This window comes from Tateyamaria pelophila (assembly GCF_019966495.1).
GTDB lineage: Bacteria > Pseudomonadota > Alphaproteobacteria > Rhodobacterales > Rhodobacteraceae > Tateyamaria > Tateyamaria pelophila.
The window spans coordinates 71177-93744 of record NZ_JAIMIA010000007.1; the positions used below are offsets into that span (position 1 = coordinate 71177).

Consider the following 22568-nt stretch of genomic DNA (forward strand, 5'->3'; position numbering starts at 1 on the left):
GTTCGGCTTAGTTTGGGATTGCGGTGGATTGGCGGATGACGAGGCGCATGGGAACAACTTCGCCCAAATGTGGCGGGGGCGTTCCGGCGATCATCGCGGTGATGATTGCGATGGCGCGGGCAGCGATGTCTTCGACGTTCTGCGCGACGGTGGTGAGCCTTGGATGCATGATGGACGAGATCGACATATTGTCGAAGCCCGTCAGGCTGACCCGGTCCGGAACGGGGATTTGTGCCCGCAACAGGCTGGAATGAACCTGTAGCGCGATCAGGTCCGAGGTGGTCAGGATGGCAGTGACGCCCTGGCTGATCCGCTCGGGCACTGCGGCCAGACCGTCCGCGCCCCACAGAACGTCGACCTGTATATCGGCGGGCAGGGCTGAAGTCATACCCTTGATCCGGTCGCTCTGTACCTCTGACACTGGATCACCGCCCAGCAACAGAAGGTGGCGATGGCCGATCTCCGCGATATGCCGTGCAATCAAGGCACCGCCGCCGACGTGATCCGCCGACACGGCGTTTTGCGGATCGGATTGGGTATTGATGACGGCCACGGGCACCGGCATTGGATCAGGCGAGGTACCTTTCTGCGGGACGACCAGCAGGCCATCGACACCAAGGTTGAGCAAGCGGCGGAGCGCTGCACTTTGTTCGGCGGCACTGCCGCGCGAGTCGGCAATCAGAATGCCCAACTGTCTGGCGTCCGCCTCGTTGGAAATCGTTTGGGCGATGCGGGGGAAAAGCGGGTTGGTCAGGTCGGGCATCACCAATCCCAGAATGCCGGTCCGACCACTGCGCAATGCCCGCCCGGCAAGGTTGGGCCGATAGCCCAATTCGTCGGCCCGGGCACGGATCCGTTGGACCATGTCTTGCGACACGCGTCCCTTGCCGCTGAGCGCGTTGGAAACGGTCGCGGCAGTAATCCCCAGATCGGAAGCGATATCCTTGATGCTGACCATGACTCTCTCATTGATGAGATTAAACGATTAATCTTGAGAATGCTCCGGGTCAATCTCTAAGAATGGCCCTTAAACGAGCGCGCGCCCGGCCTTTATCGCGCATTCATGCTTAGCCTGAAGCTTTCAGAAGGGACCAGACCGCGATGGGCCCGGTTCCGGGCGCCAAATCTCGTGCTTTTGCGGCATCGCGTGCCTATCCGCTTGCACATGGTCCACGCCCTGCATAGAAGGACGCGAATTTACAAAAAGCCCCGCACGGGGCCTTATTGCTATGGGAGCACACATGCAGGTCACCGAGACGCTGAACGAAGGTCTGAAACGCGGCTACGCCATTACCGTGACCGCCGCAGAGCTGGACGCCAAGGTCAACGAAAAGCTCGTCGAAGCGCAGCCCGAAGTTGAAATGAAGGGGTTTCGCAAAGGCAAAGTGCCGATGGCCCTGTTGAAAAAGCAGTTTGGCCAACGCTTGATGGGCGAAGCGATGCAGGAAAGCATCGACGGCGCGATGTCGGAACATTTTGAGGCGACGGGCGACCGGCCCGCGATGCAGCCTGAGGTCAAGATGACCAACGAGGACTGGAAAGAAGGCGACGATGTCGCCGTAGACCTGTCCTACGAAGCGCTGCCCGAAATCCCTGAAGTGGATATGAGCGCGCTGACGCTGGAGCGTATGGTGGTCAAGGCCGACGACGCGGCCATCGAAGAAACACTGGCGTCGCTGGCGGAAAGCGCGCAGGATTTCAAAGCGCGCAAGAAGGGCTCCAAAGCCAAGGACGGCGATCAGGTCGTGATGGACTTTGTCGGCAAAGTCGACGGCGAAGCGTTTGAGGGTGGCACCGCAGAAGACTATCCGCTCGTGCTGGGCTCCAACTCCTTCATTCCTGGCTTCGAAGAGCAACTTGTTGGCGTAAAGGCCGGCGAGGAAAAGGCCGTAACGGTGTCTTTCCCCGAGGACTATCAGGCGGATCACCTTGCCGGCAAAGAAGCCGTGTTCGACTGCACGATCAAAGAGGTCAAAGAGCCCGTTGCCGCCGAGGTGAACGACGAGTTGGCCACGAAATACGGCGCCGAAGACCTCGCTTCGCTGAAAACGCGGATCGGTGAGCAGCTCGAAGGCGAATATGCCGGTGCCGCCCGTGCAGTGATGAAACGCGCGTTGTTGGACCAATTGGACAAGGCCGTCAGCTTTGATCTGCCGCCATCGCTGGTCATGGCCGAAGCCAACCAGATCGCGCATCAGCTCTGGCACGAGGAAAACCCGGAGGTTGAGGGCCACGATCACCCCGAGATCGAAGCGACCGACGAGCACAAGGAACTGGCCGAACGCCGCGTGCGACTGGGCCTGTTGTTGGCGGAATTGGGGCAGAAGGCCAAGGTGGAAATCACCGACGCCGAGATGAGCCAGGCGATCATGGCGCAGGCCCGTCAGTATCCGGGGCAGGAGCGCCAGTTCTTTGAATTCGTTCAGCAAAACCAGCAGATGCAACAGCAACTGCGCGCGCCGCTGTTCGAAGATAAAGTGGTCGATTACATTTTTGAAAATGCCACGGTCACCGATAAGGACGCCACCAAAGACGACCTGCAAAAAGCGGTTGAAGCGCTGGAAGACGAATAACCCAGTACGTCCATGCATGGGTTGAGGGCCGGTCTGCAAGGACCGGCCCTTTTTTGTTCTATCGCATCAAGACATGGACTGACGCTTCAAGCTTCACAAAGCCCCGTCAGAAGGCCAGCAACTCCTGCAGTGTATAGTCCTGCTGTACGATCATGTCCGGATCTTCCATATGTGCGGGATCCGCAAGAATGCATCCTACACCACACAGTTGCCGTGCGATCCTGGCGCGCGCATCCACATACCAAATCCGCCCGCCGGGGGTGGCAATGTAGCCGTCCGTATCGTCTTCGATATCGGTGCGCATATCGTCGAAGGACGGAACCTCGGTGAAATATTCCAGATCGGCTGCACCGTGGGTATGATAGGATGCTATGACCTGAATGCTCTGCCATTTCGGGGAGGGGGGCAAACAGGAGGCTTGATTGCCCTTTCGCGGGGTCGTCGCCACAAACTGCCCGTCTGGCTGCACGCCGATCAGGCCGCAATATTCGCGTTGCTCGGCAAAGGATATCGGTTGGATGTCGTTGAACAACTGCGTGACAAAGGCAATCTCCTCAGCGGTCTGAGGTATACTGCGCTCGCTCATCTGCACCGATTGAAGGTCCTGAGCACAAGCGGACAGAGCGAGACAAATGAACAAAACGCGCATGGTGGGATGGTCGCTCAGGCAGAAGCGCTTGTCAAACGCGTCCGCATATCCTCGGACAGGGTTTTACTCATGAGCAAAGGACTACTCCGGCCTTCTCTGTTCCTGAAAATCCCGGGGGTGAGGCCGCAGGCCGAGGGGGCTGGCCCCCTGTTTGGGGTCCTGCCGGACGGTATCGTAGAAAAAAGGCCGCGCTGTAAAAGCACGGCCTTCTCAAAAATTTACGCTTGCCGGATACGATCAGGCCCGAGGCTCTTCATCCGCGTCTGGCAATGCCTCTTCGACGGTTTCGGCCAGGTCATCGTCCTCGGATGCCGCGGCACCGATATCATCGAACAATTCGGCGATTTCGAAATCAGCGGCTGCTTCTTCTTCGGCCGCCAGTTCCTGGATCGATTTTCCGGACGCTTGCAATTCAGCCTCTTCAGGCGAGCGCGCGACGTTCAACTGGATCGTCACATCGACCTCCGGGTGCAGAACGATATGCACGTCATGAACACCTAGTTCCTTGATCGGTTGGGCAATGACGATCTGTTTGCGATCGACGGTAAACCCTTCGGCGGTGGCGGCTTCGGCGGCGTCACGCGGTGTGACCGAGCCGTAGAGGTTGCCGCCGTCCGACGCCTGGCGAATCACGATGAACTGCTGTCCATGCAGCTTGTCGCCCATGGCTTCGGCTTCTTTGCGGGTCTCGAGGTTTTGCGCTTCGAGCTGCACTTTTTGTGCTTCGAAATTGGCAATGTTCTCTTTGGATGCGCTCAGCGCCTTTTTCTGCGGCAGCAGAAAATTGCGGGCGTATCCGGATTTGACGTCCACGACGTCGCCCATCTGGCCCAGTTTGGCCACACGTTCGAGAAGGATCACTTGCATATCAGATACTCCTTACTTCACAGCATAGGGCAGCAGGGCGAGGAAGCGGGCGCGCTTGATGGCACGGGCCAGTTCACGTTGCTTCTTGGCCGAGACGGCGGTGATACGGGACGGCACGATCTTGCCACGCTCGGAGATGTAGCGTTGCAGCAGGCGTGTGTCTTTGTAATCGATCGCAGGGGCATTATCACCCGAGAACGGGCAGACCTTGCGACGGCGGAAAAATGGTTTTGCAGCCATGGTTTAGCTCCTTTTCCTAATCAACGGCGCTCGCGGCGTTCGCCACGGTCGCTGCGCTCATCGCGCTTTTGCATTTGAACGGAGGGGCCTTCGCCGTGTGCGTCGACCTTGATTGTCAGAACGCGCATGACGTCGTCATGCAAGCGCATCAGGCGTTCCATCTCCTGGATCGCAGGTGCGGGCGCGTCCGTGCGCAAAAAGGCATAGTGGCCCTTGCGGTTCTTGTTGATCTTGTAGGCCATGGTCTTGACGCCCCAGTACTCGTTTTCAACGAGTTGGCCGCCATTGTCGGCGAGGACGGTGCCAAAATGTTCGATGAGCCCTTCGGCCTGTGTGTTCGACAGGTCCTGACGGGCGATCATCACATGCTCATAAAGAGGCATGGTGGTGCTCCACTTCTATCAAGGCGCATTTCATAGACCGATCCGATGATGCCCTGCGGATGGTCACGAGAGACTGCGCGGCAAAAACTGTTTGCAGGGACGGGTCCGTATACACCGATAAGCGCGAAGGGCAAGGGCCAGAACGGTTTTCACCGCGCTCACGCATTCGTCACGTCCTTCCCCTGATATTGCCTCGTTTCGCACGGACCCTCCAAAGGCCCGTGATCCGCAAAGAGGCTTGTTATGAGATCTGTTTCTGACCTTATGATTGATGCAAAACAAGGCCGGTGCGAAGAGGTGCTCTTTTTCTCCCTCTGCGCGGTGCGCTGGATGATCGGATTTACTCTCATTCTGGTTGCGGCGGGATTGTGGGTGCAGCCCGGTGCCAGTTGGGAGGCCGACCTCGCATTGATGAAACCTGGGCTCTCAACAGTCTTTTTATCGCTGGCTTGGAGGTTACGCCATCGGGTCGAACCCGCAGTTGAGAGCTCAGGAGGCCGGGTTCGATGAAGCTGTCCATGTGGTGCGGTGACAAGGTTCATACCTGAACGCGTATCGGTCAAACTGAGATATTTCGGACATCCGATCCCATTTCAATCGTCGGCGCAGTGCGCCATTGCGGACGATACACGCGTCCTTTGTGGGCGCGGACGGGGTGTAATTCCGCGCGGATTTCACGGTGTTCAGTTTTGCGCAGGATCTGTTGAACTCTGCGCAATTGCAGGCGCAGCCGTTTGACCCAATCTCAGCCACACATACGCAACCTTGGAGTCCCAACTGATGAAATCACTTCTTATTGCCGCCGCGTTGAGCACAACAGCGACATTTGCCTTCGCCGCAGAAAAATACAATCTAGACGCCAGCCACAGCCAAGTCCTGTTCTCTTATGATCACCTGGGTTTTTCCACGACCTGGGGCATGTTTTCGGGCTTCGAAGGCGAGATCATGTTTGACAAGGACGATCCAGCTGCCTCCAGCGTGACCGTGTCGATGCCGACGAAGAGCATGTTTACCGGCTGGGAGGCGCGCACCGGACATTTCATGTCTGACGATTTCTTTGGCGCGACGGATGAAGACATGATTTCGTTTGTATCCACGGGGATCGAAGTGACGGGCGACGACACGGCCCTGATCACCGGCGACCTGACCATGAACGATATCACGAAATCCGTCGTTCTCGACGCGACAATGAACCAGGCGGGAACGCATCCGATGGCGAACAAGGCTTGGGTCGGGTTCGATGCCACCACGACGCTGGTGCGGTCCGAATTTGGGCTCGGTCAATTTGCGCCCTTCGTGAGCGACGAGGTGCAGGTTCAGATTTCGATTGAAGCTGGTATTGCGGAAGACGCGCCCACAGACAGCTGATCTCGTGTATTCTTTACAGGTCAGGCCGCGCGAGACATTGCGCGGCCTGTTTTCGTTTGTTCTGTTGAAAGGACACGCCTCACGGCGTGACACGATGTTTTGCAGGGCGGCCTTTTCAGGCCACCCTGCGAAACGACTGGCCCTCTAGTCATCTGTGGGCGCGCAGTCTGGACCCTTCCATCAGCCAACGTTTGATCCGACCGTCAAGCCTGCCCCCTGCTCCGGCTGGCGTCAGAGACTTGTCGGCCTAGTCTGCCCGTGTGGCTGTCAACGAGACGTCCAGGCCTACCTCGAATTTCAAAGAACTTTCATCCGTCATATTCGCGCCGATGCCGAAGTCGTTGCGGTTCAGGGTCATGCGCCCGGTCATACTGGCCGTGTTCCCTTCCAGTGCCAGGGCGAAGGGCAGGGTGGTCGGCACGCTTTGATCCCTGATGGTCAAAATGCCTTGCGCTTCATACCCGTCCACCACCGGGACGATGTCGGCCACAAAGCGGGCGGTCGGGAATGCGCTGGCGTTGAAGTAATCCGGCCCCATGGCCTGATCCGTCACGGATCCGAGCGTGAGAGATCCGATCGACACGGTGACGTCGACAGTGCCCGCGACACGACCTTCCGCTTCGTTCGGCACCGTTTCGTCAAACTGGATCGCGGCTGTCCAGTCGGCGAATGTGCCGGTCACGTCGGAGCCAAGTTGGGTCACCGTGATGCTCAAGGAGCCTTGCTGGACTTGCCAATCCGTTTGCACGTCCTCCAGTACAGCGGCATCGGGGCCGTTCCCATGCGGGGCATAGACGCCCAGAGCCGCACCTCCGGTCAGTGCCAACGCCCAAAGCGCGAGTGCCGCAATGATGGGTGTTGCGTGTTTGTGCGTTCCGGCCGTTCTTGGCACAAGGGCGTCGCCGAACCACATGCGTCGCAGTGTGGCGTCCTTGTCAATCATGTGATGCTTGAGCGCACCGGCAATATGCAACAGGATCGACGCGGCCAGCACCTTGGTCAGCACCCAATGCGCGCCTGCAAAGAGGGCTGCGACGCCTTCGGATTTTGGGACCAGCGGCAGATCTTGCCCCAAGGGCCACCAGATCGGGGCGAAACCCGTCGCTGCGGCATGGTGGATCCAGCCCGACAGCGGCACCAGCACCAGACTGCCGTAGAGCAACCAATGGACGGTTTCCGCGGCCAGGCTTTCGAACTTGCGATCTGGGTGCAGCAGGCCGGGTTTGGGTTGCGTGACGCTCCAGCCGATCCGGGCCAGTGCTACGAAGAACACCGCGACGCCAAGCGTTTTGTGCAAGGAAAACAACCATGCCTTGCGCGCCAATTCTTCGGACGTGTCATAGGGCAGGTCATTGGCGATCACCCCCAGGGGAATCAGCGACAGGATCAGAAGGGCCGTGAGCCAGTGAAATGTTTTGGAAACAGACCCGTAGCGGTCGGTGGTGTTGGTCAGGGACATGAGCACTTTCCGGTTTGGATCTGTTGAGTGTCTTGTAGAATAATGTTGGTCCCGCAGTCCTCAAGGCAACTGCGAATTCGTGCACATCCGTGGTGCGGCAGTATCTTGCTAGGACGCCGTTGCCGCTTTACACGGTTCGGAACTAAGTTGAACCAAAGGAATAAAGCATGAGCGTGGCATTCGTATTTCCGGGCCAGGGCGCGCAAACCATCGGGATGGGCCGCGATCTGGCCGAAGCCTATCCGGCAGCGCGCGCCGTTTTCGAAGAGGTGGACGAGGCCCTTGGTGAAAAACTGAGCGCTCTGATCTGGGAAGGCGATCTGGAAACACTGACGCTGACGCAGAATGCCCAGCCCGCGTTGATGGCGACATCGATGGCGGTCATGCGCGCATTGCAGGCCGAGGGCATCGGCATTGGGCGCGCATCATTTGTGGCGGGCCATTCTCTGGGGGAGTATTCCGCGCATTGCGCAGCCGGAACGCTGAGCATTGCGGATACGGCACGTTTGTTGCGTACGCGCGGCAAGGCCATGCAGGATGCCGTGCCAGTCGGTGTCGGCGCAATGGCGGCTCTTTTGGGGTTGGACTTCGAAGCGGTGACCGAGGTGGCACTTGAAGCCGCGCAGGGGGAAGTGTGCCAGGCGGCCAATGACAACGACCCCGCGCAAGTCGTCGTATCGGGCCACAAGGGGGCCGTTGAGCGGGCGATTGATATCGCCAAGGCCAAAGGCGCCAAACGCGCCGTCATGCTGCCGGTATCGGCGCCCTTCCATTGCGCTTTGATGGCACCCGCCGCGGACGTCATGGCGGATGCGTTGAAAGGCGTAAAAATGGCGGACCCTGCCGTTGCCATCGTGCCCAATGTCACAGCCGAGGGTTGCAGCAGCGTGCCGACTCTGAACAAGTTGCTGGTGGAACAGGTCACCAGTTCGGTGCGCTGGCGCGAAAGCATGATCTGGATGGCCGGGCAGGGCGTGACCGAGATCTGGGAGATCGGTGCGGGCAAGGCGCTGTCGGGGATGGTGCGCCGTATTGATCGGTCGATCGCGACACGGGCGCTGAGCGGCCCGGACGACATCAAGGCCGCGCTGGAGGCGTAGGCCATTTGGCAGGGGCGCATAAACGTTGTCCAAATGGGGCTGTGCAATGCGCCATCCGCGCATATCGCTGCAGTTCCATGAGGAAAAGATACTGAATCGAGGATAGAATAATGTTTGATCTGAGCGGAAAAACGGCACTGATTACCGGGGCTTCGGGGGGAATTGGCGCGGATATCGCCCGCGTTCTGCATGACGCGGGCGCAACCGTCGGCCTGAGCGGGACACGCGTTGAGCCGTTGGACGCACTGGCGGCGGAATTGGGGGAGCGTGCCCATGTGCTCCCATGTAACCTGAGCGACATGGCGGCGGTTGAGGCGTTGCCGAAGCAGGCGGTCGAGGCGATGGGGTCCGTCGACATTCTGGTCAACAATGCGGGCATCACACGCGACAATCTGTTCATGCGGATGTCGGATGATGAATGGCAGTCGGTTCTGGACGTCAACCTGACCGCGACATTCAAACTGTGTAAGGGCATGATCCGCGGCATGATGAAGTCCCGCTGGGGGCGGATCGTGAATATAAGCTCGATTGTGGGGGCAACCGGAAATCCCGGGCAGGCGAATTATGCAGCGTCCAAGGCGGGTATGATCGGGATGTCCAAGAGCCTTGCCTACGAAGTTGCCGCCCGCGGGATCACGGTAAACGCCGTGGCGCCGGGTTTTATCGCGACGGCGATGACGGACAAGCTGACGGATGATCAAAAGTCTGGAATCATGAAACAAATTCCGGCGGGCCGTATGGGCGAAGCGCATGAGATCGCGAGCGCGGTTCTGTATCTTGCGAGCCCCGAAGCCGCGTATGTCACAGGAACCACCTTGCACGTAAACGGTGGCATGGCCATGTTGTAGTCTTGGGTGCAATGGCACCTTCGTGCGGCCTTGCGATCTTTATCGGATATGCTATAGGCGGCGCAGATTTCCAGTCTTGAGGCGGGAGCGGCGACGTTCTCCGCAGCAAGGCTTCACCGCCCCAAGGGGGCAAGACCTGAGCCCCGGACGATATTGGGGACACCACTTGGGGGCGCTAACATTTGCCCCGGCAGAATGAGGACAGTCAAATGAGCGACATCGCGGAACGCGTAAAAAAGATCGTTGTGGAACACCTTGGTGTTGAAGAAGCAAAAGTGACCGAGAATGCGTCGTTCATCGATGATCTGGGCGCGGACAGCCTGGACACTGTTGAGCTGGTCATGGCCTTCGAAGAAGAGTTCGGCATCGAGATCCCTGATGACGCGGCTGAAACCATTCAGACATTCGGCGATGCTGTCGGCTTTATTTCCAAAGCATCGTAAGTCTTTTCAGGCATGTGCCTGAGCATGCGGCGTTCTTCCTTGCGGAAGGACGCCGTTTCTTTTTTTGGCGTGTCTCCTCTTGCCATAGTTGAAATGGCCTGCGCACATTCGACGCAATTATAAAGAGATGCGCCAGGACGCTTCCGCCATGAGCAGGCATGTGCCAACCATAAATACGTCGCGCACCACGTTGCGTGCGATGCGACCATGTGATTTCGATCGCTTTGCCGAGATTTGGACGGATGAAGCTGTCGTTCGCTATATCGGCGGGGAACCACGTAGCCGGGATACGTCGTGGAAAGTGTTTTTACAGATCGCGGGGCATTGGCAGGTCACGGGGTTTGGCCAATGGGCGATCGAGGCGCATGAGACCGGCACCATTGTCGGGCAGACCGGCTTTTTCCTTGGAGCGCGCGGCTTGGGCGATGATTTTGATTCTGTGCCGGAAGCGGGGTGGGTGTTGGCACCCGAAGCGCAGGGGCGCGGTCTGGCTGCTGAGGCTGTGTGTGCGGCACATGATTGGTTTGATCGTGTGATCACCGGCCCGTTGGTCTGCATGATCGATCCGGATAACGAGACGTCTTTGAAACTGGCGGAACAATTGGGATATACCGGCATGCGTACGGCAGAGTATGGGGGCGGTACGGTGCATTTGATGTCGCGCAGGACCCCTCCGCTGATTTGATGCGTTGTGGTACCGGGCGTTTGCGGCGGGTCCTTTTTGCCAACACAAAACTGCCGACGCACAGGAATACGGGGTGTGTCGGGGCTTGAACAGGGCAAGGCGGGCGCGTTAAGAGGCGCACAGATAACGAAGAGGGGCATGAGCACATGCGCAGAGTGGTTGTGACGGGTCTGGGTCTTGTGACCCCGTTGGCCGATGGTGTCGAAGCAAGCTGGCGCCGTATTCTGGACGGCCAGTCTGGTGCGGGTCCCATTACCGGTTTTGATACGACCGGTCTTGTTACGACCTATGCCTGCGAAGTGCCTTTGGGAGACGGATCGAAAGATACGTTCTGCGCTGACACATATATGGAACCCAAAGAGCAGCGTAAGGTCGATACGTTCATCCTGTTTGGCCTGGCTGCCGCGCAACAGGCCGTCGAGGATTCCGGCTGGATGCCGACAGATCGCGAAAGTCTGGAACGTACGGGCGTCTTGATTGGTTCAGGTATCGGTGGATTGAATTCTATCGCGAACACCGCCGTGATGATGGAAGAGAAAGGTCCGCGTCGGGTGTCGCCTTTCTTTGTTCCGGGCGCGTTGATCAATCTGATCTCCGGGCAGGTGTCGATCCGCTACGGGTTCAGAGGCCCGAACCACTCGGTTGTAACGGCCTGCTCCACCGGGGCGCATGCGATTGGCGACGCGAGCCGACTGATCAAGTATGGCGACGCGGATGTCATGGTGGCAGGCGGTGCGGAGGCCGCTATCTGCAAGATCGGTATGGCTGGTTTCAACGCCTGCAAGGCCTTGTCGACCAAGCGTACGGACGAGCCGCAAAAGGCAAGCCGCCCCTATGACGTGGACCGTGACGGGTTTGTCATGGGAGAGGGGGCGGGCATTTTGGTGTTGGAAGAATATGAACATGCCAAGGCGCGCGGCGCGAAAATCTATGCCGAGGTGCTCGGCTACGGCATGTCTGGTGATGCGTATCATATCACAGCTCCGTCCGAGGATGGCGAAGGCGCCGAGCGGTCGATGCGCGCGGCCCTGCGCAACGCCGGTCTGGAGCCGCAGGATATCGATTATATCAACGCACATGGCACATCGACCAAGGCCGATACGATTGAGCTGGCGGCCGTCGAGCGGTTGATGGGAGACCATGCGGGCGACGTCACCATGTCATCGACCAAATCGGCAACGGGTCACCTGTTGGGCGCCGCCGGCGCGATCGAAGCGATCTTTTCGATCCTTGCGATCCGCGATCAGGTCTGTCCGCCCACAATAAACCTCGACAATCCGGAGGTCACATCCGCCATTGATCTGGCCCCCAATGCCAAACGCGAACGCAAGGTCGCGCACGCCCTGTCCAACAGCTTTGGATTTGGCGGCACCAATGCCAGTGTGATCTTTGGGAAGGTCGGTTAATGTGGCGATCCATCGCCTCTAATGCGGTGACCTTCCTGATCGTGGCGCTGTTTCTGATGGGCGGCGTCATCATGTGGGGACGTGGCCAATACGAAGGACCTGGGCCGTTGGCGGACGCCATTTGCCTGCAGGTGGAACGTGGATCGAACTTTCGCCGTGTGAGCGCCAATCTCGAAGAAGAAGGGGCCGTGACGAGCGGTCTCTTGTTTCGGCTTGGCGCGGATTATGCTGGGAAGACGGGCGACTTGAAGGCGGGCAGTTTTCTGGTCGCGCCGGGCACGTCCATGGAGGAGATTGTCGACATCGTGACACGCGGCGGGGCCAGTACATGCGGCACCGAAGTCATCTATCGCATCGGTGTGAACCGGTTGATTGCGGAGGTGCGCGAGCTTGATCCGTCCAGCAACCGTTTTGTGGAGCGCGCTGAATTCGAGCCTGCGACGGACGAAACACCCCAGATCTACACGCAGGTCAAGGCGGAGCTGGATACCCGTTTTCGGATTGCCCTCGCTGAAGGCGTGACAAGTTGGCAGATCGTGGACGCGTTGCGCAGAATGGATGTGCTCCAAGGTGAGATCGCCGAGATCCCGCCAGAGGGGGCATTGGCCCCTGACAGTTATGAAGTGCGTCCGGGTGATGCGCGCGCAGATATCCTGGCGACGATGGCTGAACAACAGGAGTTGTGGGTTGCCGCCGCCTGGGAGGCCCGTGATCCAACGGTGCCGCTGGAAAGCCCGGAAGAGCTTTTGACTTTGGCGTCGATCATCGAGAAGGAGACCGCGGTTGCGGAGGAGCGTCGGCAGGTTGCGTCCGTGTTCGTGAACCGGTTGAACCGTGGCATGCGGCTGCAAACGGACCCCACGGTGATCTATGGCATCACGCAGGGCGAAGGTGTTTTGGGACGCGGATTGCGTCGGTCTGAATTGCGGGCAGTTACGCCGTGGAACACCTATGTCATCCTGGGTCTGCCCCCCACACCCATTGCCAATCCTGGCCGTGAGAGTCTGATGGCAGCAGGGCAGCCGGACACGACGGACTATTTGTTCTTTGTCGCGGATGGAACGGGCGGCCACGCGTTTGCAGAGACACTGGATGAGCATAACCGCAATGTGGCGCGCTGGCGTGAAATCGAGGCGGAGCGCGCAACGGACAACTGAGGTTGGTAAATGAGGCGGTTGCCTTGAAAGCCTATAGTTGTAAGTGCCGTGCGCACCTCTGGGTTGTGTAGCGTTGGCTTGAAATTAGGAATTTGTTAATCAGGGCGTACGCTTAGCGTGCGTACCGGTTTCGGATTTTGCTTGACTCTGCGAACGGTCACACGTATAACTTGTGTCAAGCTAGAAGAAGTGGGCAAGCGGCCGTCGGGGTAACCCGGCTGGTCGCTTTTTCGTTTCTCTCGTGCGGAGTTTCCCAACGCATGAGAGGTCAGAGCAATTATGACACTACATACCCCGGGTGAAGAAGAAGCCCGCACCACCGAAGCACTTTCGGCGGCGCATGACGAGATCACGTCACTGCGAAAGGCCATCGCGGACCTCACCAAGAAGGTCAAGACCGGGGAGGATGTAACATCTACCGAAGCCAAATCTGCGACGTCAGCGTTGCCGGACCTGGTGCGGACATGTTTGAAACTGGAGGCACTCATTGGAGAACTCAAGGCCAGCCGATCCCAAATTGCGCAAGCAGGATATGCTATCGACCACGATGCTGCCCGCGCTGAAATACGGTGCGCGCTTGCTCGCGTCCGCCCCTGCTGCGGTGCAGGACCAGTTTCTGGATGAGTTGGGAGAGGGCGCCTTGGGCGCCCTCCCTTTCCTGTTCGAGTTTTGGGCGATGGAGCACCAATTGCCACCCGAGGGTGACTGGCGCACCTGGGTCATCATGGGAGGGCGCGGCGCGGGGAAAACCCGGGCAGGCGCGGAATGGGTCCGGTCATTGGTCGAGGGCTCGATGCCTTATGATCGCGGGACCTGTCGGCGTGTTGCCCTGGTGGGAGAAACCATCGAGCAGGTACGCGAAGTCATGATTTTCGGCGACAGCGGCATTCTGGAATGCTCGCCTCTGGATCGTCGGCCCAAATGGGTTGCGGGGCGCAAGCGATTGGAGTGGCCGAACGGCGCCATCGCGACGGTTCATACCGCGAATGACCCGGAGGGTTTGCGGGGCCCTCAATTTGACGCGGCTTGGGTCGACGAATTGGCCAAGTGGAAGAAGGGTCAGGAGACATGGGACATGCTGCAATTTGCCTTGCGTCTGGGCGATGATCCACGGGTTTGCGTGACGACCACGCCGCGCAACGTGGGTGTGCTGAAGAATCTGCTGGAGCGGCCTTCGACGGTTGTGACGCACGCACCAACCGAAGCGAACGCGGGCAATCTCGCGGCGTCCTTTCTGGAGGAGGTCCGGTCCCGATATGCCGGGACCCGGTTGGGGCGGCAAGAGTTGGATGGCGTGTTGTTGAGCGATGCCGAAGGCGCGCTTTGGACGTCCGAGATGTTGGAGGGGCTGCGCGTCAAGTCGTTGCCCGCATTTGATCGTGTCGTCGTCGGCCTTGATCCGGCCACCACGTCGGGCAAGGCGTCGGATGAATGCGGGATTGTGGTTGTGGGAGCGATCACGCAGGGGCCGCCGCAGGACTGGCAGGCTTGCGTCATCGCCGATTGCACGGTGCAGGGCGCCAGCCCATCGGAATGGGCGCGGGCGGCGGTGAATGCGATGGAACGCTATGGCGGTGATCGGCTGGTCGCCGAGGTCAATCAGGGCGGTCAGATGGTGGGCGAGGTCATCCGGCAAATCGATCCGCTGGTGCCCTACCGGGCGGTGCATGCATCGCGCGGCAAAGTCGCCCGTGCCGAACCCGTTGCGGCGCTTTATGAACAGGGTCGTGTGAAACACGCCTTGGATCTGGATGGTTTGGAAGATCAGATGACCCGCATGACGCGCTTTGGCTATGAGGGCGAGGGATCGCCGGACCGGGTGGATGCCTTGGTTTGGGCTTTGCACGAGTTGATGATCGAACCCGCGCGGCAGTGGCGCCAGCCGGGGGTGCGCAGTCTTTGACCTGAGCATTCGCGTATTTTTTGACATGGAAGCGGGGCGGTTTGCCCAGCTTTGAACAGGGTGCGGACGCAGGAGCGGCGCGCCCTTTTTCTTTGGAAAGATGGGCTTGGCCCGTGGGATCACGTGAAGGAGACCCTTGATGGTGTTTAATTTCTTTCGGAGCGCACGCCGGGCGGACGTGCCGGAGCAAAAGGCCAGCGCCACCGGCAAGGTAGTTGCCTGGCAAAACGGGGGGCGCGTCGCCTGGAGCCCGCGCGATGCGGTGTCTCTGACCCGATCGGGGTTTTCCGGCAATCCGGTTGGGTTCCGGTCCGTCAAGCTGATTGCGGAGGCAGCGGCGGCCTTGCCGTTGGTGTTGCAGGATATGGAACAGCGCTATGAAACGCATCCGATCCTGTCGCTGATCAAGCGCCCTAATCCGGGGCAGGGTCGGGCAGAATTGCTGGAAGCGCTTTACGCGCAGCTTTTGTTGACGGGCAACGCCTATGTCGAGGCGGTCGCGGGCGAGAGTGGCGCACCTTTGGAGTTGCATGTGCTGCGCTCGGATCGGATGTCGGTCGTGCCGGGTGCGGATGGATGGCCGGTGGCCTATGATTATGCGGTCGGGGGCAAGACGCATCGATTTGATGCGTCCGGACCCATCAGCCCGATCTGCCACATCAAGTCGTTTCATCCCCAGGACGATCATTACGGCTTCAGCCCGATGCAAGCGGCGGCGATGGCGCTGGATGTTCACACCGCAGCGTCCCGTTGGTCCAAATCTTTACTGGACAATGCGGCCCGCCCGTCGGGAGCGATCGTTTACAAGGGGGCGGATGGGCAGAGCCAACTGAGCGGGGATCAATACGAGCGGTTGGTGAGCGAGATCGAGACCAACCATTCCGGGGCGCGCAATGCGGGCCGTCCGATGTTGTTGGAAGGCGGCCTTGATTGGAAGCCGATGGGCTTTTCGCCGTCAGATATGGAATTCCAGAAAACCAAGGAAGCGGCCGCGCGCGAAATCGCGTTGGCCTTTGGGGTGCCGCCCATGTTGCTGGGCATTCAGGGGGACGCGACATATGCCAATTATCAGGAGGCCAATCGTGCGTTCTATCGCCTGACCGTGTTGCCGCAGGCGACGCGGGTGACCGCAGCACTGGCACAATGGCTGGGTGCGTTTACCGGCGATGATGTGGTTCTGGCCCCTGATCTGGATCAGGTTTCCGCTCTTTCGACGGAACGGGATGCGCAATGGGCGCGGGTCGCGGGGGCGGATTTTCTGACGGAAGCCGAAAAGCGGCGTTTGCTGGGTCTGCCGGTCGTCTGCGAGGACGCTGCGGATGGATGATGGAACATTTCCGGACCGTTTTGCGTGCGCGCCGGGCCTGCGATTGGAGGCGCATGAGCGCCTCACAACCGTTCATTTTGACAATATTTCATCCCGGCTGGATCGGCTTGAAGAGCTGCTGGAACGTTTGGAAAAGCGCCTTTGGCTGACCGTCTACGGGGTTGTCGCGGTGGTTCTCGCCACGGGCTTTAAATCCATCATGTTGGCCATTCCTCACTGAGGATCAGCCACTTTTCAAAGGAGAGTATCCATGCAGGCAGAGACCGGTTTGGAGACGAAATTCGCGCGCTTTGGCGATGGGATCGAGGTGCAGAACGGCCACTTGATCGAAGGCTATGCCAGCCTGTTCGGGGCCTGCGATCAGGGCGGAGACGTTGTCACCAAGGGCGCCTATGCGGCGTCGTTGAAGGCGATTGCGGCAGACGGTCGCCGGGTGAAGATGTTGTGGCAGCATGATCCGGCCTGTCCCATCGGCGTGTGGGATGAGGTCCGCGAGGACAAGAACGGCCTTTGGGTCAAGGGCCGCCTGCTGCCCGAGGTGGCCAAGGGGCGGGAGGCTGTCGAGTTGATTGCCGCGGGAGCCATCGACGGCCTTTCCATCGGGTACCGCACCCTGAAGGCGGCAAAGAATGACAAGGGCCAGCGGCTCTTGACCGAACTGGAGCTTTGGGAGGTGTCTTTGGTCACGTTCCCGATGCTTTCCAGTGCGCGCGTTGTCGCCAAATCCGATGAGATGCCATCGGATGCGGATACCACGTTGCGCGATATGGCGGCGGCTCTTCGGGGTGCGCGCGCGAGCCTGGCGCAGCGCTGAAGCGCCCGCCTGAATCACCACCAATCAAGGACATGCTTATGAGCAAGACCGAATGTAGGGCTCGGGCCGGGGAAGGTTTGTCCCCCGCCCAGGATGTTGCGGAGGCCGTAAAGGGTTTCGTGAAGGAATTCAAAGGCTTTCAATCTGAACTTCAAACAAAACTTCAACAAACAGAAGAGCGACTGACCATGCTGGATCGTAAAAACATGACTGCTGCACGTACCCCCCTGGCTGGGAGCGTTGAACTGGGTGCCCCACATCAGAAGGCGTTCAACGCCTATCTGCGGTCGGGTGACGATGATGGTCTGCGCGGCCTGGAACTGGACGTTAAATCGCTGTCCACTGCGATGAATTCCGATGGTGGGTATCTTGTAGACCCGCAAACATCCGATTCCGTGCAATCGGTTCTGAACTCAACGGCGTCGATCCGGTCGATTGCCTCGGTCGTCAACGTCGAGGCTACATCCTATGACGTTCTGGTTGATCATGGCGATGTGGGCACCGGTTGGGCCACCGAATCATCCTCGGTAACGGAAACGGACACGCCGCAGATTGATCGCGTGACCATTCCGCTGCACGAGCTGTCCGCGTTGCCCAAAGCTTCGCAGCGTCTGCTGGATGACAGCGCCTTTGATATCGAAGGTTGGCTGGCGAACCGGATTGCGGACAAATTCGCCCGTGCAGAAGCCTCCGCCTTCATCAACGGTGACGGTGTGGACAAGCCCAAGGGCTTTTTGTCCCACACGGCAGTGGATGATGCGATCTGGGCCTGGGGGAATTTGGGGTACGTTCCGACAGGTGTTGACGCGGATGTCACCCCAGAGGCGATCATTGATTTGGTTTACGCATTGGGTGCGGAATATCGTGCCAATGCATCCTTTGTCATGAACTCCAAGACGGCGGGCTATGTCCGTAAATTGAAGGACAATGACGGTCGGTTCCTTTGGACGGACGGTTTGGCGGCGGGTCAACCTCCTGTTTTGATGGGGTATCCTGTTCTGATCGCCGAAGACATGCCTGATGTGGCTTCGAATGCGCATGCGATCGCCTTTGGCGATTTTGCGGCAGGATACACCGTGGCAGAGCGTCCCGACCTGCGTGTGCTGCGTGACCCCTTCAGCGCCAAGCCACTCGTTCTGTTCTATGCCACCAAGCGCGTTGGCGGCGACGTGAGCGACTTTGCCGCGATCAAACTGCTGAAATTCGCTACGGCCTAACCGCCTGACGCGAATGGTTCGGGAGGGGGCAAGCCTCTGTCCCGGGCCCCGGGTGCGCGATGAACCATGCCGCGTTGTCTAGCTGCTCCCCTCCGTCCGAGCAACGCGGACTGACGCGCGCCCGGATCCTTTTGGACGGAGGCTGAGTTTTATGGAGATGTTCCATGATGTTGATCGAAAAAACCTCGGTGCCTGACGCGGCATTGCCGGTTGATGAATTCAAGGCGCATCTGCGTCTGGGTAGCGGATTCGCTCCCGACAGCGTGCAAGACGCTGTTTTGACGAGTTTCCTGCGGGCCGCAGTAACGGCGATTGAGGCGCGGACCGGCAAAGTGTTGCTGGAGCGGTCCTTTGCGCTGACCGTTCATGTCTGGCGCGATTTGGGGCGTCAAGCCTTGCCGGTGGCTCCGGTGACTGCTCTCACCGATGTCGAAATTGTAGACCGTAACGGTGTCCGTACTTCGGTTGATGGTGCTGCCTATTGGTTGGAGCGTGACACCCATCGCCCGTGTTTACGCGCGAAAGGGGTGGCTTTGCCGGGGATCCCTGAGGCTGGAGAGGCTGTTGTCACATTCGATGCGGGCTTTGGCCCTTTATGGACTGATATTCCTGCGGATCTGAGACAGGCTGCGATGCTGCTGGCCGCGCATTACTATGAGTTCCGCAATGAAACGTCGCTCAGTGATGGCTGTATGCCATTTGGTGTTTCAAGCCTGATCGAACGCTACAAGATCATGCGCATTTACGGCGGGGGGGCGAGATGAGACTGCCGCGCCTGAACAGGCGCCTGACCCTGGAAAGCCCTGCGCGCGTGCCGGACGATGCGGGTGGATTTGTCGAAAGTTGGACGCCATTGGGCGTGTTGTGGGCCGAAGTTGCCGCACGTACGGGCCGCGAGACGGTTTCGTCAGGTGCTGCGGTGTCTCTGGTGCCCTACGCCATCGTCGTGCGGGGGGCTCCCGTCGGGCATCCGGAACGTCCGCGTCCTGAGCAGCGCTTTAGGGATGGTGGTCGCGTGTTTCACATCCGCAGCGTCGCCGAACGCGACCCAGATGGCCGTCATCTGATCTGTATGGCGGATGAGGAGATGGTGATATGAGCTATGCCATTTCAGCTGCTTTGCAGCGCGCCGTTTTTGGGGCGCTTGGCGCAGATCCGGCCGTGAACGACGCCGTGGGGACGGCGATTTACGATGCGTTGCCCAGTGGATCGTTGCCTGGATTGTATGTCAGTCTTGGGCCGGAATCTGTGCGGGTTGCGGACGACAAGACCGGAGCAGGTGCGATCCATCTGTTTGCGGTGTCAGTCATTACCGAAACACCGGGCTTTAGCGCTGCCAAGGTTGCAGCCGGCGCGGTGTGCGATGTGCTGCACAACGCCGACCTCACCTTGGACCGAGGTCGATTGGTTTCGATGCGTTTTGAACGCGCACGCGCCACAAAGATCGACAAAGGGACGGGCCGCAAGATTGACCTGACCTTTCGGGCGCGTGTCGAAGACGAATAACTCATTTCATTCAAACGGAGAAAACCCATGGGTGCTCAGAACGGAAAAGACCTGTTGATCAAGGTCGACATGACCTCGGACGGGCAGTTCGAAACGATTGCGGGGCTGCGGGCCACGCGCGTCAGCTTTAACGCCGAGACGGTGGATGTCACCAGTTTGGAGAGCCAGGGTGGTTGGCGCGAATTGCTGTCTGGCGCAGGCGTGCGGTCGGCCAATATCTCTGGATCGGGCGTGTTCAAGGATGCAGGGACTGACGAGCGTGCGCGCCAGTTGTTTTTTGATGGGGAGACGCCGGACTTTCAGGTCATCATCCCGGACTTTGGCATCGTAGAAGGTCCGTTCCAGGTCTCTGCCGTCGAATATAGCGGCAGTCACAATGGCGAGGCCACCTATGAACTGACAATGGCTTCAGCCGGTGCGCTGAGCTTTACGGCGATCTGAGCATGGCAAATCCTTGGAGGGGAGACGTCACGCTGAACATCAATGGGTCGCCGCAGGTAATGCGGCTGACCCTTGGTGCGCTCGCGGGTCTGGAAGCGGCATTGAACGAAGCATCACTGGTGGCGCTCGTCGAACGCTTTGAACAGGGTCGATTTTCAAGTGCCGACGTCTTGGCCGTCTTGAAGGCCGGTCTGGTCGGCGGGGGATGCTCGATGAATCCGGCTGAATTGGATCACAGTGAAATCGAGGGCGGGCCCATGGGGGCGGCGCGTGCCGCAGCTGAGCTGATCGCGCGAGCATTTGTGGTGCCTGCATGAGCAGGGCCTTGGACTGGCCCGCGCTTATGCGGGCCGGGATGCAGGGGTTGCGCCTGACGCCTGACGCGTTCTGGGCGCTGACCCCGGCGGAATTTCAGATGATGCTGGGCGAACCGGGGCAGGCGGCCCCGCTGCTCAGCGACGGGCTTGAGGCGCTGATGGCGGCCTGGCCGGATAAACCGAAAGAGGTTCGCGATGAGTGACTATAACGACGAGATCGAGGCGCTGGACTCGCAAACCGACGGATTGCGCCAGACCCTTGATGAAACATCGGTGATGGTAACGAGCTTTGACAGCGAGTTGCGCCGGATGCGCGAGAGCCTGGCCGCAACCGGTAAGGACGTGGCGAATGTCGAAAAGGGATTGTCGCGCGGGCTTCGAAAGGCCTTCGACGATCTGGTCTTTGATGGCGCAAGTCTCGCGGATGCGTTGGACGGCCTCGCCACATCAATGATGAACACGACATTCAACGCGGCCATGCGCCCGGTCACCGATCAGGTTGGCGGTTTGCTGGCCTCTGGCGTTGGTGGCCTGATGCAGGGTTTGTTGCCCTTCGCAGATGGTGCACCGTTCAGCCAGGGACGGGTGATGCCCTTTGCCTCTGGTGGAATCGTCAGTTCGGCCACTCCGTTCGGGATGCGTGGAGGCATGGGCGTCATGGGTGAAGCGGGGCCGGAGGCGATCATGCCATTGGCGCGTGGCACCGATGGCAAGCTTGGTGTGCGCGGCTCAGGCGGCAGTAGCCCGACAATTGTAATGAATATTACCACCCCTGATGTGCAGGGTTTTGCACGTAGTCAAAACCAGATCGCGGCGCAGATGAGCCGCGCATTGGGCCGTGGAAATCGCAATCGATAAGTAGGAATGGGGAGCTAAGCATATGCAATTTCACGAGGTAAGATTTCCCGCGTCCTTGAGCTTTGGCTCGGTCGGCGGCCCGGAGCGGCGCACGGAAGTGGTGACGCTGGCCAATGGTTTCGAGGAACGCAACACGCCCTGGGCCCATTCACGCCGCCGCTATGACGCGGGTCTGGGCATGCGCTCACTGGACGATGTCGAAATGCTGATCTCGTTCTTTGAGGCGCGTATGGGGCAGATGTATGGGTTTCGCTGGAAAGACTGGTCAGATTTCAAATCCTCGGCCGCGAGCGCGGAGCCAGGCTATCTCGACCAGGTGATTGCGACAGGAGATGGTGTCGCGGCGGCGTTTCCGCTTTTGAAGATCTATCGGTCGTGGGACCATGAATATGCACGACCGATCAGCAAGCCGGTCCTGGGCACGGTGCGGGTTGGGCTGGATCAGGATGAGATGCAGGAAGGCGTTGATTATGAAGTCGACGTCAACACTGGCGTCGTGACCTTTCAACATCCACCGGACGTGGCAGTGAAGGTGCGCGCAGGGTTCGAGTTCGACGTGCCCGTACGCTTTGACACGGATCAGATCCAGACCTCTGTTGCCAGCTTTCAGGCAGGCAGCGTTCCCAACGTTCCAATCATCGAGGTGCGGGTGTGATGGCGGGACAAAGCGAGGCGTTTCTGTCGCATGCGGCATCGGGTCTGACGACACTGTGTCGGGCCTGGGCGATCACGCGGGCCGACGGTGAAGCATATGGATTTACGGATCATGACCGCGATTTCAACTTTGAAGGCGTGACGTTCCGGGCAGACACCGGGTTGACGGCTGCTGCCTTGGCGCAAAGCACAGGGTTGAGTGTGGACAATACCGAAGCGCTGGGTGCGTTGACGGATGCGGCTGTTCGAGAAGACGACATAGAGGCAGGTCGGTTTGATTGAGCAACCCCACGTCTGGAAATTCGGATTTGGCATGATCACGCATCCTGGCATTCCCATTTGATATAGGCCTT

General features: G+C 59.3%; 27 protein-coding genes and 1 pseudogene. 22 read left to right on the plus strand and 6 right to left on the minus strand.

Going from position 1 to position 22568, the window contains the following annotated elements:
• Positions 1 to 7 precede the first annotated feature (7 nt).
• The gene (locus tag LC354_RS04265; RefSeq protein ID WP_223421607.1) at positions 8 to 958 is read right to left on the minus strand and encodes a LacI family DNA-binding transcriptional regulator; all 951 of its coding nucleotides are present in this window, start codon (positions 956 to 958) and stop codon (positions 8 to 10) included.
• Positions 959 to 1241: 283 nt separating this feature from the next.
• On the opposite strand from LC354_RS04265, the gene tig reads away from it, so the two are divergent.
• Positions 1242 to 2573, plus strand: coding sequence for a trigger factor (tig, locus tag LC354_RS04270; RefSeq protein ID WP_223421608.1), 1332 nt, complete (start codon positions 1242 to 1244; stop codon positions 2571 to 2573).
• Positions 2574 to 2679: 106 nt separating this feature from the next.
• Here the strand turns inward: tig and LC354_RS04275 are convergent, their stop codons facing one another.
• The 4 genes from LC354_RS04275 to rpsF all read right to left on the minus strand — a co-directional run bounded on the left by LC354_RS04275 (position 2680) and on the right by rpsF (position 4712).
• Entirely contained in the window at positions 2680 to 3159 is a 480-nt protein-coding gene (locus LC354_RS04275) for a DUF4329 domain-containing protein (protein WP_223421609.1), read from the minus strand.
• 300 nt (positions 3160 to 3459) lie between these two features.
• The gene (gene rplI, locus LC354_RS04280; RefSeq protein WP_223421610.1) at positions 3460 to 4089 is read right to left on the minus strand and encodes a 50S ribosomal protein L9; all 630 of its coding nucleotides are present in this window, start codon (positions 4087 to 4089) and stop codon (positions 3460 to 3462) included.
• 12 nt (positions 4090 to 4101) lie between these two features.
• Positions 4102 to 4329, minus strand: a complete 228-nt coding sequence (gene rpsR, locus LC354_RS04285; RefSeq protein ID WP_005852865.1) for a 30S ribosomal protein S18 — start codon at positions 4327 to 4329, stop codon at positions 4102 to 4104.
• 20 nt (positions 4330 to 4349) lie between these two features.
• Positions 4350 to 4712, minus strand: a complete 363-nt coding sequence (gene rpsF / locus LC354_RS04290; protein ID WP_223421611.1) for a 30S ribosomal protein S6 — start codon at positions 4710 to 4712, stop codon at positions 4350 to 4352.
• A gap of 780 nt (positions 4713 to 5492) precedes the next feature.
• Between rpsF and LC354_RS04295 the strand changes: the two genes are divergently transcribed.
• Complete coding sequence (locus tag LC354_RS04295) at positions 5493 to 6080, plus strand: YceI family protein (RefSeq protein ID WP_223421612.1); 588 nt, start codon at positions 5493 to 5495, stop codon at positions 6078 to 6080.
• Between the two features lie 247 nt (positions 6081 to 6327).
• Here the strand turns inward: LC354_RS04295 and LC354_RS04300 are convergent, their stop codons facing one another.
• The gene (locus tag LC354_RS04300; RefSeq protein WP_223421613.1) at positions 6328 to 7539 is read right to left on the minus strand and encodes a cytochrome b/b6 domain-containing protein; all 1212 of its coding nucleotides are present in this window, start codon (positions 7537 to 7539) and stop codon (positions 6328 to 6330) included.
• Positions 7540 to 7706: 167 nt separating this feature from the next.
• Here LC354_RS04300 and fabD point away from each other — a divergent pair, with 167 nt between their 5' ends.
• From fabD to LC354_RS04400, 20 genes and pseudogenes are all read left to right on the plus strand, one after another.
• On the plus strand, positions 7707 to 8639 hold the full coding sequence (gene fabD, locus LC354_RS04305) for an ACP S-malonyltransferase (protein WP_223421614.1): 933 nt from the start codon (positions 7707 to 7709) through the stop codon (positions 8637 to 8639).
• A 110-nt stretch (positions 8640 to 8749) separates the two neighbouring features.
• The gene (gene fabG / locus LC354_RS04310; protein ID WP_223421615.1) at positions 8750 to 9487 is read left to right on the plus strand and encodes a 3-oxoacyl-[acyl-carrier-protein] reductase; all 738 of its coding nucleotides are present in this window, start codon (positions 8750 to 8752) and stop codon (positions 9485 to 9487) included.
• A 209-nt stretch (positions 9488 to 9696) separates the two neighbouring features.
• The gene (locus tag LC354_RS04315) at positions 9697 to 9930 is read left to right on the plus strand and encodes an acyl carrier protein (RefSeq protein WP_223421616.1); all 234 of its coding nucleotides are present in this window, start codon (positions 9697 to 9699) and stop codon (positions 9928 to 9930) included.
• Between the two features lie 148 nt (positions 9931 to 10078).
• A complete protein-coding gene (locus tag LC354_RS04320; RefSeq protein WP_223421617.1) occupies positions 10079 to 10615 on the plus strand; it encodes a GNAT family N-acetyltransferase in 537 nt (178 codons plus the stop codon).
• Positions 10616 to 10761: 146 nt separating this feature from the next.
• Positions 10762 to 12021 (plus strand): beta-ketoacyl-ACP synthase II, encoded by a 1260-nt coding sequence (gene fabF / locus LC354_RS04325; RefSeq protein WP_223421618.1) that lies wholly within the window; start codon positions 10762 to 10764, stop codon positions 12019 to 12021.
• Complete coding sequence (gene mltG / locus LC354_RS04330; protein ID WP_223421619.1) at positions 12021 to 13178, plus strand: endolytic transglycosylase MltG; 1158 nt, start codon at positions 12021 to 12023, stop codon at positions 13176 to 13178. The genes fabF and mltG overlap by 1 nt, the downstream gene beginning before the upstream one ends.
• A 547-nt stretch (positions 13179 to 13725) precedes the next feature.
• Entirely contained in the window at positions 13726 to 15081 is a 1356-nt protein-coding gene (locus LC354_RS04335; protein WP_449649477.1) for a DNA-packaging protein, read from the plus strand.
• 139 nt (positions 15082 to 15220) lie between these two features.
• Complete coding sequence (locus LC354_RS04340; protein ID WP_223421620.1) at positions 15221 to 16408, plus strand: phage portal protein; 1188 nt, start codon at positions 15221 to 15223, stop codon at positions 16406 to 16408.
• A complete protein-coding gene (locus LC354_RS04345; protein ID WP_223421621.1) occupies positions 16401 to 16628 on the plus strand; it encodes a GTA head formation protein, RCAP_rcc01685 family in 228 nt (75 codons plus the stop codon). Before LC354_RS04340 ends, LC354_RS04345 begins: the two co-directional genes overlap by 8 nt.
• Positions 16629 to 16658: 30 nt before the next feature.
• Positions 16659 to 17222 (plus strand): HK97 family phage prohead protease, encoded by a 564-nt coding sequence (locus LC354_RS04350; protein WP_223421622.1) that lies wholly within the window; start codon positions 16659 to 16661, stop codon positions 17220 to 17222.
• Positions 17223 to 17260: 38 nt separating this feature from the next.
• On the plus strand, positions 17261 to 18439 hold the full coding sequence (locus tag LC354_RS04355; protein ID WP_223421623.1) for a phage major capsid protein: 1179 nt from the start codon (positions 17261 to 17263) through the stop codon (positions 18437 to 18439).
• 164 nt (positions 18440 to 18603) lie between these two features.
• Entirely contained in the window at positions 18604 to 19203 is a 600-nt protein-coding gene (locus tag LC354_RS04360; RefSeq protein WP_223421624.1) for a head-tail connector protein, read from the plus strand.
• On the plus strand, positions 19200 to 19538 hold the full coding sequence (locus LC354_RS04365) for a head-tail adaptor protein (protein ID WP_223421625.1): 339 nt from the start codon (positions 19200 to 19202) through the stop codon (positions 19536 to 19538). The genes LC354_RS04360 and LC354_RS04365 overlap by 4 nt, the downstream gene beginning before the upstream one ends.
• Complete coding sequence (locus tag LC354_RS04370; protein ID WP_223421626.1) at positions 19535 to 19945, plus strand: DUF3168 domain-containing protein; 411 nt, start codon at positions 19535 to 19537, stop codon at positions 19943 to 19945. Before LC354_RS04365 ends, LC354_RS04370 begins: the two co-directional genes overlap by 4 nt.
• 27 nt (positions 19946 to 19972) lie before the next feature.
• The gene (locus tag LC354_RS04375; protein ID WP_223421627.1) at positions 19973 to 20386 is read left to right on the plus strand and encodes a phage major tail protein, TP901-1 family; all 414 of its coding nucleotides are present in this window, start codon (positions 19973 to 19975) and stop codon (positions 20384 to 20386) included.
• A gap of 2 nt (positions 20387 to 20388) precedes the next feature.
• Positions 20389 to 20703: a gene transfer agent family protein gene (locus LC354_RS04380; protein ID WP_223421628.1), complete on the plus strand. Its 315-nt coding sequence runs from the start codon at positions 20389 to 20391 to the stop codon at positions 20701 to 20703.
• The gene (locus LC354_RS04385; RefSeq protein ID WP_223421629.1) at positions 20700 to 20906 is read left to right on the plus strand and encodes a rcc01693 family protein; all 207 of its coding nucleotides are present in this window, start codon (positions 20700 to 20702) and stop codon (positions 20904 to 20906) included. Before LC354_RS04380 ends, LC354_RS04385 begins: the two co-directional genes overlap by 4 nt.
• Entirely contained in the window at positions 20899 to 21561 is a 663-nt protein-coding gene (locus tag LC354_RS04390; RefSeq protein WP_223421630.1) for a phage tail tape measure protein, read from the plus strand. Before LC354_RS04385 ends, LC354_RS04390 begins: the two co-directional genes overlap by 8 nt.
• Before the next feature lie 22 nt (positions 21562 to 21583).
• Complete coding sequence (locus LC354_RS04395) at positions 21584 to 22216, plus strand: DUF2460 domain-containing protein (RefSeq protein WP_223421631.1); 633 nt, start codon at positions 21584 to 21586, stop codon at positions 22214 to 22216.
• A pseudogene (locus tag LC354_RS04400) lies at positions 22216 to 22494 on the plus strand (baseplate hub domain-containing protein); the annotation flags it as partial. The gene LC354_RS04395 and the pseudogene LC354_RS04400, both read left to right, overlap by 1 nt.
• Positions 22495 to 22568 lie beyond the last annotated feature (74 nt).